Source organism: Methanobrevibacter sp. (assembly GCF_045603845.1).
GTDB lineage: Archaea > Methanobacteriota > Methanobacteria > Methanobacteriales > Methanobacteriaceae > Methanocatella.
Genome location: NZ_JAZUMY010000097.1, coordinates 1 through 14,192 on the forward strand (window position 1 = coordinate 1; position 14,192 = coordinate 14,192).

General features: G+C 36.4%; 7 protein-coding genes. All 7 read left to right on the forward strand.

The window, feature by feature from the left end; translation table 11 throughout:
- Window positions 1–205 (forward strand): hypothetical protein (locus ACKI2W_RS09485; RefSeq protein WP_407381521.1); only part of this gene is annotated, 205 nt, incomplete at its 5' end.
- Between the two features lie 107 nt (window positions 206–312).
- Window positions 313–1,086: a phosphosulfolactate synthase gene (gene comA / locus ACKI2W_RS09490; protein ID WP_407381523.1), complete on the forward strand. Its 774-nt coding sequence runs from the start codon at window positions 313–315 to the stop codon at window positions 1,084–1,086.
- A gap of 11 nt (window positions 1,087–1,097) precedes the next feature.
- The gene (locus ACKI2W_RS09495; protein ID WP_407381525.1) at window positions 1,098–2,348 is read left to right on the forward strand and encodes a methanogenesis marker 16 metalloprotein; all 1,251 of its coding nucleotides are present in this window, start codon (window positions 1,098–1,100) and stop codon (window positions 2,346–2,348) included.
- 10 nt (window positions 2,349–2,358) lie between these two features.
- Window positions 2,359–2,961 (forward strand): ferredoxin:CoB-CoM heterodisulfide reductase subunit HdrC, encoded by a 603-nt coding sequence (hdrC, locus tag ACKI2W_RS09500; protein ID WP_407381527.1) that lies wholly within the window; start codon window positions 2,359–2,361, stop codon window positions 2,959–2,961.
- Window positions 2,958–3,899, forward strand: coding sequence for a ferredoxin:CoB-CoM heterodisulfide reductase subunit HdrB (gene hdrB / locus ACKI2W_RS09505; protein WP_407381529.1), 942 nt, complete (start codon window positions 2,958–2,960; stop codon window positions 3,897–3,899). Before hdrC ends, hdrB begins: the two co-directional genes overlap by 4 nt.
- The gene (gene hdrA, locus ACKI2W_RS09510) at window positions 3,896–6,196 is read left to right on the forward strand and encodes a ferredoxin:CoB-CoM heterodisulfide reductase subunit HdrA (RefSeq protein WP_407381531.1); all 2,301 of its coding nucleotides are present in this window, start codon (window positions 3,896–3,898) and stop codon (window positions 6,194–6,196) included. The genes hdrB and hdrA overlap by 4 nt, the downstream gene beginning before the upstream one ends.
- A gap of 133 nt (window positions 6,197–6,329) precedes the next feature.
- The coding region (locus ACKI2W_RS09515) for an Ig-like domain repeat protein (protein WP_407381533.1) at window positions 6,330–14,192 on the forward strand (7,863 nt) is incomplete at its 3' end.

The window sequence follows — 14,192 nt, forward strand, 5'->3', positions numbered from 1 at the left end:
TTCAGATTCATTACGCCTTATGGTGAATAATTGGGGTATTTTGATGAAAGTTAAGGGATTAATATTGTCAGTTTGTTATATTATAGGTATTATTTTATTATATAAAGGTGATGATTTTACTGAAAAAATTAGTGTTAGAAATTTAGCAATTTTGTTGTTTGTTTTTAGTATTATTATTACAATTTTGTTGTTTTATGTTTTTTAGTTAAGATAAGTAAATAATAATATTTCAATTTGATATTTAATGAAAGTTATTAATAATATATTATATAATAAATTATTAGTAAATTCAAAAAAAAATGATGTGATAATTTGAAAGCATTTGATTTTCTATTAACAAAAAGAGAAGAAAAGCCCAGAAGCCAGGGAATTACCATGGTCCTGGATAAGGGTCTGGGCCTTGAAACAGCTGAAAGCCTAATGGACATTTCAGGAGAATATGTTGATTATCTCAAATTCGGATGGGGAACTTCAATAATTCATGATGAGGACATTATCAAAGCTAAAGTTGAAATGTACAAAGCCCACAACATCACTCCATATACCGGAGGCACACTGTTCGAGCTGGCTTTCATGAATGACAAGCTGGATGATTTCTTTAAGAGAGCACGTGAATTGGGCTTTCCTGCAATTGAAATTTCAGACGGATCAATTAACCTGTCTCATGAGGACAAACTGGATTCAATAAGAAAAGCCAAAAGTGAAGGCTTTGAGGTTTTATCTGAAGTCGGCAAAAAGGATCCAAATCTCGATAAGGAGCTCACATTGGATGAGAGAATTGAGCTTATGCGCTCAGAGCTTGATGCAGGTTCCTCCCTAATAATAGTTGAAGCAAGGGAAGGCGGAAAAAATATCGGAATATTTGACGCTTCAGGAAACGCAAAGGAAGATGAAATCGATTATATCTTGGATAATATCGATGGAAGCAAGATTTTATGGGAAGCTCCAAACAAGGACCAGCAGGTCTTCTTTATCTTAAAATTGGGAAACACTGTCAATTTAGGCAATGTTTCCACTGATGATATAACTTCTCTTGAAACCTTAAGACAGGGCTTAAGGGGAGATACTGTAGGAAAAATCATTTAGAGGGTAATATTTTGAAAAAGAGAGATATAAGCCAAATCAATGAAAAGATTGATAATGGCGAAGCCAATATTTTCACTGCAGAGGAGTTTAAAAAGCTTATCAAAGAGGATAATGCTCCAAGTTTCGATGAGGTTGACGTTGTGACAACAGGAACATGCGGGGTCATGAGCGGAACAGCAGCCATTTTGAATTTCATCGTAAGCCCTCCTGGAGAATTCATCAAGGCGGAAAATGTTTATCTGAATGGAGTTCCTGCCTTCGCCGGACCTTGTCCGAATGAATGGCTGGGGGAAGTTGATGTAATCCTTCATGGAACAACACATTCTGTTGATGATGTTAACTATGGGGGAGGGTTCCTCCTAAAGGAAATCATGGAAGGAAAAAGCGTGGATGTAAGAGTTGAAAGCGTTGATGGAAAGGTTATAGAAAACACGATTACCTGTGATGACATCAACAGGGCTCAGATAATTGGCTCACGTATGGCATTTAAAAACTACACAGCATTCACCAATCCGGGAAGTGAAGAGGTATCTTCAATATTTGCCGCAACTCCGCTTAAGGGCAATCTTTCAGGCCTTACATTTTCAGGATGCGGAGATATCAATCCTTTGCAGAACGATATCCCCCACAATGTAATCAATACAGGCAAAAGAGTGCTTTTGAATGGTGCTGAAGCCTATATTTTAGGTGACGGTACAAGGTCAAGTCCTCAAAAACCTAATCTGATGCTTTCAGGAGACATGACCCAAATGGATCCGTACTATTTCGGAGGATTTAAAACAGGTCAGGGTGGTGAAATTTACAACACTGTAGCTATACCAATTCCTGTATTGAATGAGGAAATTTACAATAATCTGTTAATTCAAGATATTGATGTAAGCATTCCGGTGGCTGACATTAAAGGCCGCCATTTGCCGTTAGGTGAAACCAATTATTATGAGCTGTGGAAGGACTATGATTTAAGACCTAAATATAATAGACAAAAATGTTCCTCATGCAGCGAGTGTGAAGCGCAAAAAGTATGTCCTACAAATGCGTTTTCACAAAAAAGCCTTGATTTAAGCCGCTGTTTCGGCTGCGGAATGTGCGCCAACTTCTGTAGCCATGATGCATTTGATATGGATACAGGAAGCGTTGATATAAAAATCAATGAAAAGGATGTCACTATTCCGATTATCTGCAGACAGTCAGACAGGCTTAGGGCGAACAAATTATCACTTAAATTAAAGAAAATGATTAAATCAGGCGAATTTAAATTGTGAGGTAGTTATAATGACTTCAAAACAGAATATTGACGACTCACCAATAGATTTTGCAGAACAAATCATAATGGATGTTAAAAACTCAAAAGATGATGGTGTTCTCAAATGCGTGCAATGCGGAATGTGCACATCAACATGTCCCGCCGCAAGACACTCCAATTACAATCCAAGGGATATCATCGAAAGGGTTCTTGACGGTGATGTCTCCATTTTAGAGGATGATTTGATTTGGAACTGCTTTTACTGCTACACCTGCCACAGTGTATGTCCCGTTGGAAACAGCGTGTGTGAGGTAAATCAGATACTGAAGCAGATTGCAATATCCAATGAAATGGGATACGATAAGCTGTATGAATATATGGGATTTGCCGATTCTTATTTCACAGCAGCAATCGGAGCAATCCCTGAAATATTTTTCGATGACATTGACCGTGACGTTCCCGGATGGAGGGACTTCAGAAACAATCTTGGTGAAATCAGGGAAGAGCTGGAACTTGACCCTCCGCTGATGCCGCCGAAAGATGTGATTGATGAAGTAAGTAAAATTTTAACGATTACAGGTTTTAAAGCGAAAATTGAAAAAATCAGAGCATCTCAGGAGGTGGAAAAATGAAATCCATTCCGGATAAGGATATTCTGCTTTTCAGAAGCTGTCTTGTAAGCGTTGAATATCCGGGAGTCGAGGCATCAACAAAATTTGTATTCGACAAGCTTGGAATTGACTATGCAATATCAGACAAGCAAACCTGCTGTACAGGATTGGGTCATTATTCAGATGTCTTTGACCAGGTTGACACATCAGCAATCGGAGCCCGCAATTTCAGGATAGCTAAAAATCTCAACAGGCCAAACCTTGTGATGATGTGTGCAACATGCTATGCAATCAACAAGAAATCAGTTAAACTGTTGAATAAGAAGGATGATTTGAGAAATCACATTAACCAATTGTTTGAGGAAAATGATTTAGAGCATTTAAAATATGAAAAGGACGATTTAAAGCCAACAGAAAACATTTTCCATGTCGTTGATATTTTATACAACAAGATTTCAGAAATTCCGGAACATATCAAGTATGACCTGAGCGAATATAAGATAGCATCCCACCACGGATGCCACTACTGCAAGGTGCACTATGAAGACACTATTGCAGGATTCAGGGATCCAAACATTATTGATGAGCTGATTGAAGCCTGCGGATGCAAGACAATCGGCTGGTATGACCATAAGCGCGCAACATGCGGAACAGGTTTCAGGCAAAGGTACTCAAATCCTGACCTGTCATTTACCGCAACAGCAGACAAGATGAATGCGCTGTGCGATGAGGAAGTGGAGATTGTTGTTCATTTATGTCCGAACTGCCATATTCAGTTTGACCGCTATCAGCCGCTGATATCAAAAAGGGAAGGAAGAGAGTTTAAGGCAATACACCTGAATATTGCCCAGTTTATCGCAATCGCAATGGGCGGTGATTTCGATAAGATAATTGGTGTCAAGGCACATACCACACCAGTAGATTCTGTTATTAAACAGTTGAAGGAGGTTTCCAAATGAGAGATGATTTGAAAGTTGGAGTGTTTTTATGTGAATGTGGAGGAAATATCTCAGACATTGTTGATTTGGATGAAGTCAGAGCCTCCTTGGATGTTGAATTCATTGGCCAGTTTGAAAACCTATGTTCATTGAACGGCCGTAAGATTATTCGTGACGCAATATTCGACCATAACCTGGACAGGGTTGTTGTAGCTGCATGCTCACCGATAAGTCATGAAAAGACCTTTCAGGATTATGTAAAGCCACTAAATCCGTATTTGATGGACATGGCAAACATTCGTGAACAGTGTTCATGGGTTCACTCAGATAGCGAAAAGGCAACTGCAAAAGCAATCACTTTAATCAACGCATCAATCGAAAAGGTAAAGCAGTCCGATGCAGTTGACCCGATATTCTGCCAGACTCCTGATGACGTGGCAGTAATCGGCGGTGGAATTGCAGGTATGAATGCAGCACTTTCTCTTGCAAAGCAGGGAACAAAGGTTACCTTAATAGAGCAGTCCCCATCAATCGGTGGGCATATGGCAAAGATAGGTAAGGTGTTCTCTCCGGTTAAAATAGCTGAAGAGTGCGGAATGTGTCTTTTAAATCCTATATTGAATGAGCTTGTCTGGAATGAAAACATTGAGGTCATAACCAATGCAAAGGTCATTGAATCCGAAAGAAGGGCAGGAACATATAATCTGATTGTTGAGAAGTCTCCGCGATATGTCGATACGGAAAAATGTATTGCATGCGGCAAATGCGCTCAGGCATGTGAAGTTGAAGTTCCCGATGACTGGAATGATGGTCTTTCAAACAGAAAGGCAATATACAGGCCATTCGGACAGTCATATCCTGAAAGCTATGTGATTGATATGGATAACTGTACAAAATGCAGCAGCTGTGTCAAGGTCTGCAATATGAGAGCCATCAAGCTCAGGGGAAGGCCTGAAAGAATACCTCTCCAGGTCGGTTCAATCATTGTGGCAACAGGCCATAAGCTCTTTGACATGAACAAAAGGCCCGAATACGGATACACAAGATACGATGATGTAATAACCCAGTCCGAATTGGGCCGCATAACCGGTGTGAACGGACCGACAAAAGGTAAACTATTGAAATCCAACGGTGAGGTTCCAAAACGGGTCGTGATGATACAGTGTGTAGGTTCAAGGGATGAAAAGCCTGACGGACACAGGTACTGTTCCAAAATATGCTGTACCGTTGCACTTAAAAATGCAAATATCATCAAGCACAAGTATCCCGAAACCGATGTTGTGATATGCTACACTGATGTGAGGACCCCAGGAATGTTTGAAAAGTACTATAAGCATACTCAGGAAAACGAGGTAAGGTTCATCAGAGGAAGGCCTGGTGAGGTTGTCAAAAAAGGAGACAGCTTTATTGTCAGAACTGAAGATACTTTGAAAGGTGAATTCATTGAAATTGAAGCTGACATGGTGGTTCTTTCAACAGCAATGGAACCTTCAGACGGTACTCGGGAAATCGCAGAGATATTGAATATCGGAACAACCGAAGACGGATTCATCAAGGAATCACATCCTAAAATCAAGCCTGTTGCAACTGATGTTCAGGGAATATTCGTCTGCGGAACCGCACAGGATCCTAAAGACATCACAGAATCAATCATGCAGGCAACGGCATCAGCATCAAAGGTATCAGAATACAATTACGGCGGTGTGGAAATCGAACCGTTCATTGCAGAAATCGACAAGGAAAAATGTATTCTCTGCGGTGACTGCATAAGTCGCTGCAAGTACAAGTCAATGAGCATCCAGAACGATGAGGTCTATATTGATCCGATGGCATGTACAGGTTGCGGAAAATGTCTTGTCGGATGCCGTCAAAGAGCTATTCATGTTAACGGTAACATTGATGAAAAGATTATGGCTACCATTAATGGTGTCCTTTCCAAAAAACAGGAAGGTCAGCGCATGATTCTGGTGTTCTTAGACAATATAGGCTATACTGCTGCGGACAACATCGGAGTCAACAGATTGTCATATCCAGAATCCATCCATATAATAAAGGTCATTTCAGTCAATCGTGTAAGACCTAACCATATAAAGCATGCTCTTGAAAACGGTGCAGATGGCGTATTTATAGGAGAATTCCCTGGTGATTTGATGTATGATGAGGTTGAACGTAAAGTGACAAGGATAAAAGAAACATTAGAGGAGTTAAATGAAAACCCTGAAAGAATAATGTTTTCTAAAGTTTATATTCCGTATTTTACGGGACTTGCACGCAAACTAACTGATTTTGACAAAAAAATTGAAGAATTAAATCTTTAATTTTTTTCTTATTTTTTTTAAAATCCTCCTTTTCAAGTCTATTTTAGCATTTTTTAGAATACTATATATATTCTAAAAATCTATACTAAAAATATTAACTAATATAATAACACATATTATATTGGGAAAAAACTTGGGGGTTTTTTTTATTAACTACAAGAGAACGTTATTTGTCTGTTTAATTATCGCATTATTCGTTACTCTCTCTTGCGCTTCTGCAAGTGATGTAAATAATGTGGATGATAATTTAACAGCTATATCAGATGAAATTGATATCATCTCTGTTGATGATATCCAAAATAATGAAATTATGATGATATCAGATGATGATGTTATGGAAGCATCAGATTCTGATGACTTACTAACCGGAACCTATACGGACTTAAATAGACTTATTAGTAATTCTCCGGACGGTTCTACGATTTATTTGGATGATGACTACAGCATCTATAGCGCAATCTATTTGAACTCTAGGTATGATTTGATTATAGATGGTCAGGGACATACCATTGATGCAAATGGCAATTCCAGAATATTTTATTTATATGCTACTTCATCAAACATAACCTTTAAAAATATTAAATTTGTAAACGGTTATGCTACTAATGGTGGAGCTATTTATTCTGCTATTCCTTTAAATATTATTAACTGTACTTTTGAAGAAAATGAAGCTACAGCATCAGGTAAAGGTGGTGGAGCAATCTATTTTGCTCAGCAGGATAGTACAGTAATAAATATTACTGATTCTACTTTTAGAAGAAATACGGCTTTACAGTATGGTGGTGCAATAGAATTCGACAATTCCAACCAGCCAGGATATACTGCTAACATTAAAGACTGTATTTTTGAGGAAAACACTATAACCGGTACCGGTTCAATGGGTGGTGGAGCGATTTTGGTATTCAGATATGTTACAGTTAATATTGATTCAACCAAATTCATAAATAACTCTGCTGAATACTCAGAAGGTGGAGCTATAAGATATTCTGGAACCGTTACTGTAAACAATTCTGAATTTTATTCAAATGATGCTATACATGGTGGAGCATTATGTTTTGGTCAGATTTATGCTTTAAATGTATATAATTCCAAATTTGTAGATAACTATGCGGTATTCCAGGGTGGTGCTATAAAAGCCCGTGATTTTGACATGAAAAATGTAACTTTCATTAATAACACTGCTGATGAAGCAGGTGGAGCATTATTCTCAAGATCAGGTGTTGCCGTTTTAGCCGATTCAGAATTTTTCAACAACACTGCTCCTAACGGTGCAGGATTATTTGTCCATAATGATGTTAGCAGTATCAGTGTTGTAGATACTAATTTCACTCAAAACATAGCTTCTGCCAATGGTGGAGGATTTTATTCAAACACTCCAAATATGATAGCTATTGCAGGCGCTAATTTCATAAATAACTCAGCTGTCAACGGTGGTGGAATATATCTTGCAAAAGGAAGAGCTTCTGTTTCAGTTTCAAAATTTGAAAATAACACCGCTTCCGCTGAAGGTGGAGCTATATATGTTGCAGCAGCCAATAATGAGGTTATCAACTCCTATTTCAAAAACAACACTGCTCAGATAGGTGGAGCTGTATATTGGAATGGGGATGCAGGTAAGCTTCAAGGTTCAACCTTCATTTCAAACAATGGGGTTAACGGTTCTTCCGTTTACTGGAGATCCACAAACGGTAACTTAATAAATTCAAACTTTGATGACACAGATTCAACGGGAAAATCACTTCAATGGCACGGTACAAATGGTAGAGTTTCAGAATCCAGATTCATCGGAAACGATACTATTTTCATTTGCCAGCACGCTTCAGTTACTTTGGATTCAAACACACAGACTTCAACTTCTAGTGATGGTTATTCAGTATTCAATGAGGGTATTGCAAGTTTCACTTCTAACACTTTCAGCAATTTGATTTATAATAACGGAACCATTACTTCAGATACATATATAATTACATTGAATAACGACACTATCATTTCAGATAAAAATACTGCAGTGATATATACATCAGTTGAAGACGATAACGGTAACTATATTAAACTGAACAAAGACTTGGTCAATGTTTTCGAATCTCAAAGGTTAAACACAACATTCAATAAGACCCACTATGTTTCAACAGTTAACAATATTGCTATCGGTTATCATAATGTTTCAGCAGATGGCTATACTGGAACCGGCCTGTCAAATCTTAATGTGATGCCTGGAGGTATATTATATTTAATAATTAACCTTACTGTAAACCAGACAAATTATGGTGAGAAGGTTGTATTCACTACTATTATAGTAAACACTACATATAATGGTACAGTTGATTTAGCTATTAATGACATTCATTATAATGTAACTCTTACTAATGGTACTGCTGTATTGACTTTATATAATATGGCACCTAATACATATGATGTTGTCGCATCATTTATGGATTATAATCAGACTGTTACTGCTGAAGTAGAAATCAAGGTTGAACTACGTAATTCTACTTTAGATATTGTTGCAAATAATGTATATTATGGTAATATAACTACTATTGATATAAATGTTACAAATGGTACTACTGGTACTGTATATGTATTCGTAAATAATAAGATGTATATTCTTACTTTAGTAAACAGTACTGCACAGTTAAATTTAGCAGGCTTATCAGGTAATAATTATACTGCTTATGCTATTTATAATGGTGATTCATACTTCTACAGTTCATATAATCAGACTACTTTTTCAGTATATAAACATACTCCACAAATTAATATTACAGTCAGTGATATTAAAGTGGGTGAAATAGCTACTATTAAAGTTAATCTGCCTAGTGATATTACAGGAACAGTATATGTTGATGTCGGTGATAATGAATATAAGTATGTTAACAAATCATCAATTACATTATATGTTAATAACTTAACTGCAGGTAACATTAGTGTAAGAGCACATTACTTGGGTGACAATAAGTATTATGAAGCTAATAACAGTGCTTCATTTAATGTGATTAAAAAGAATATGACCATTATTGTACAAACTGCCCCTATCCCAGTTGGTGAAAATGAGACTATTTCTGTCATTTTACCTAGTGATGCAAAAGGTCTTGTGCTTCTGGATATTAATGGAACCAAGTATTATGCATATGCAAACAACACTGTAGCTAAGTTTGTAATCTCAGGTCTTTCCAGAGGAGTATATAATGTAACTGCAGAATATGCAGAAGGTCCGGTATATAATACAGCCACAAATACATCTTCATTTTTCGTATACTACATTTATGCATTTGACTTTAATGTATCTGCAACAACAGACAGTGATTTGAATGTATATGTCAGTATTTCTCTTCCAACTGATGTTGATGGAGATGTTGTCGTTGAAATCAACGGCTCCAACTACACTGCCCATATAAGTAAAGGTAAGGATACAGTAATGATTCCTGGTCTTAATGGAGGTGCATATAACGGTACAGTCTATCTGGAAAACGACACTAAATACGGACCTTCAAACAGAACATTCACTGTTGATTTGGAAAGGGTATCTCCAACAATTAACGTGATTTATAACCATACAATTTATGTTGATGATGATGCAATCATTAAAGTAACTCTTGAAAGCGATGCAACAGGAAATATTACAATTACAATCAACGGCACTGATTACACTGAAAAGATAACCAATGGTGAGGCATTATTCAATATAATTGGATTGGTATGGCATGAATACGCATTCAATGTAACTTACACAGGCGACAGGAAATATCTGCCAGATGTAAAAGAGCATGTCTTGACTGTAAGCAGAATCCATAATTATAATTCAATGCTGGAAACCGAAAGCATTTATGTAGGTGAAAATGCGACAATCAAGGTTACTTTTGAAGATGACACTACAGGAAACGTTACATTAATCATTAACGGTTCAACTTATGTGATAAAACTTAAAAACGGTACTGGATCCATCAATATTTCTGACTTGCCTGTTGGAAGACACACTATAGACGCTACTTACAGCGGAGACAATAAATACGAACCATGCCACAGGGTATTCGAGGATTTCTATGTAAGAAAAATTGCAAATTATGATTTCACTCCTAACGGTACGGCTAATGCTACTCATGCAAATATTACCGTAGAGCTTCCTGATGATGCTGATGGATATGTAAACATTACAATCAATGGCGTAACACACACAGATATTGAAGTGAAAGCAGGTAAAGCCAATTTGACTGTCGATGGTTTGTCAGCAGGTGTTCAATATCCTGTAAAAATCGATTACAGCGGTAATTACAAATATGAACCTGCTTCTAAAAACATTACTTTAAATAGTAATAAAACATTTGATTATGAATTCAATATATCTGTTAATGATATACACGTTGGAGACATTGCTTATCTGGTAATCAGCATACCTGAAGCAAACGACACTGATCTTGTCAGAATCACTGTTGAAAACAGAACTCCTGTAATTGCATCCATAGTAAACGGTACGATCAATCATCCGATTATTGGATTGGAAGAAGGAGTTTATGCGATTACAGTTGATTATCTGGGAAATACTAAATTTGAAGCCTCTTCCAAACATGAGGATGTGCATGTATCCAAGATATCATCATATAAATTTGATGTAGTGGCAAACGAACCTGTAGTCGGTGAAAACTTGACTATTGACATTCAGTTGCCTACTGATGCATCAGGTAATGTAACTGTTACTGTAAGCATAAACAATACAAACTATACTGCAAATGTTACAAATGGTACAGCCCGTGTTGTTATTCCAAATTTACCTGAAGGAATTTACAACACAACAGTATTCTTCTCAGGAGACAACAAATATCACAATGCAACAAAAGTCATTGAAGTGACTGTTGTCAAGATTGATTCATATGTATTTGACGTAACTCCTGAAAACATCTATGTTGGAAGCGAAGAACACATTAAAATTACTTTACCAAAAGATATAACAGGAAATGTTACAATTACAATCGACAATACTGATTATATCAATAAATCTGTTACTGTAGTTAACGGTACAGGATGGTTTAATGTAACTGGATTGGCTGAAGGACAGTACGTTCTTTCCGTTGCCTTGGATAATGACTCCAAATATGAATCAGACATTAAATATTCAAACTTTGAAGTGTTATCAATTAACGATTATTTATTCAATGTAACGGTCAGCGATCCGAATTACGTAAGAGACAACATTACATTCAGGGTGGAATTGCCAACCAATGCTACTGGAGAGGTTAATGTTCGTATATTTGTAACTGATTTCAAAGGAGAGGTTAAAAATGGTGTTGCTGTTGTTAATGTAACTGCTCCATATTATGGTAACTTCCCATATCTCGTTTCATTTGAAGAACCTGGAAAATACGTTCAAAAAACACAAACAGGAACTGTCGTTATTTCAAAATTGGATGTGGATGTAACTCCTCAATACAATAAAACAGTTCATGTTGAAGAAAAAGTTACATTTAAGGTACAATTGCCTGAAGACGCTACAGGAACAATCACAATTGTCAGCCGTATTGTTTCATACACTGTGCCTTTAGTAAACGGTTCCGCTAATGTCATCATTGACGGTTATCCTTTAGCACAGTCATATTCACCTGCAATCTCATACAGTGGGGATGACAGATATAATGCAGCCAGTTTAACATTAAACGTTACTGTAATCAAAGTGGACGACTATGATTTCGACTTTAATGTATCTGATATCAATGTTGGCCAAACTGAAATAGTCAATGTCACTCTTCCGAGCGATGCAACAGATGATGTTTTAATATTCGGTAACTTCAGTTCAAACAGATACTCCCAAGCTATTATAAATGGAAATGTTACCTTTAACATCAGGAATTTGGCTGCAGGAACCTACAATATCACTGTTTTATATCAAGGTTATGATAAATACGAAAGCAAAAACCTAACAAAAACATTCACTGTAAGAAAAGTCAATTCCACAATAGCTATTGAATTTATAAATGATACTACTGTTGTTGTAAGCGTTCCGGATGATGCTACAGGAAACGTTACCATAAAAGTCGGTGATATCAACAGAAATGTGACTATTGTAAACGGTAAGGCTACATTGGATGTCAGCAGTCTTTATCCTGATACCTATACTGTATATGCAAGTTATGATGGTGATGGAAAATACTTGGAAAATGCTACAAATAAACCAATTACCCTACCTCAAACAGGTAATTATTTGATAAATGTAACAGTCGAGGATATTATTGTAGGTGAAGATGCAGTAATTATTGTAAATCTCCCAAGTGATGCAAAAGGATATGTCAATATTACTGTCAATAACAGCGAAATCAAAAAGGCTGAAATTAAAGATGGTGTTGCAAAACTGAATGTGCCTAAGTTGGCTGTCGGCAATTACAATGTTGTAGTCAATTTCACAGATGACAAATATTTATTCAAATCAAATTCCACAACATTCAATGTTGCTCAAATCAGAACTGTTTTAAATCCTTCAGTCAGCGTTGAGAACAGAACAATTACTATTACTGTTGGAATTACAGAAAATGCAACCGGAAACATTACAATTTATGTGGATAATGTTCCTTATAGTCGTGAAATTAAAGACAACAAAGCCAATCTGGTCATTGATGTAATGCCTGGTGATATTTTCATTAAAGCCGATTACATTGGTGATGACAATCATACAAGTGCAAACTCTAATCTGATTCTTGTTGAAGTTGATAAGATTGATGACTATGAAATCTTGATTGATTTAAAAGAGTTAATCACTGTTGTTGAAAATAACGTCATTACTTTCACATTACCTGAAAATGTGACTTCAAGCAGTTTTATTGTATTTGTCGGAGATGACGATTATATTGCTGAAATCAATTCAACAACCAATAAGGCAACGTTAACTCTTCCATTACTGCCTGAAGGAGATTATAATATTCTTGTTCCTTATGAAGATGATTTATATTCTTATAAGGAATTCACTGCATCTTTCAGTGTGATTAAGATTAATACAACTGTAGATGTTGAAGTTGAAAACATTACCAAAGACTTGTCTGAGGTCATTAACATTACATTAAACGATACAGCATCCGGTGAAGTATTAATTGATTTGAATGGAACTGTTTACCATAAATATCTTGAAAATGGAAAAACGAATTTGACTGTCAGTTATCTGACTGATGGAAACTACACAGTAATTGTTACCTATTTGGGTGATGATTTCTTCAATACCAATTCCACAACAGTCTATTTCACAGTTTCAAAATTATCAACTGATCTGGTAATTGATGTGTCAGACATTATTGTAGGCCATGATTTGTTCATTGATTTCACTTTGGCATCAAATATCACTGATATTATAAGAGTTAAAGTAGGAAATGAAAATTACACTACATTCGTATATGAAGGAAAAGGTAATCTCACTGTACGTGATTTACCTGTCGGTGAATATAACATCACTGCATCCTATGCTGGAGACAATAATTATTATCCAATTACAAACACTACAAATATCACTGTAAACGGTAAAAAAGCTTCCGAAATTAATGTAAGTGTTGCTGATATTACTGTTGGTGAGGATATTACGGTTTATGTGAATGCTACTGCTGGTATTAATGGTCCTGTTTATGTGACTATTGGTGGTTTGGCTTATACACGTGATCTTGTTGATGGTAAGGTTAATTTCACTGTTTCCAATTTAACTGCACGTAATTATCAGGTTTCTGCATTCTTCATGGGTAATGATGAGTTTGAATTGTGCAATGCAACTTCAACATTCGTTGTTCATAAGAAAGACACTAATATTGCTTTAAATGTTTCTGATATTAAAATAGGTGAAGATGAGATTATTAATGTGACTGTTGCTGGTGATGCTACTGGTGATGTTTTAATTGATATCGGTGATTTGCATGTTTATGCTGAAATTGTCAATGGTAGTGCTGTTGCTGTTATCAGTGATTTTGCTGTTGGCGATTATGATGTGACTGTTACTTATCTTGGTGATGACAATTATAATGGTAATTCAACC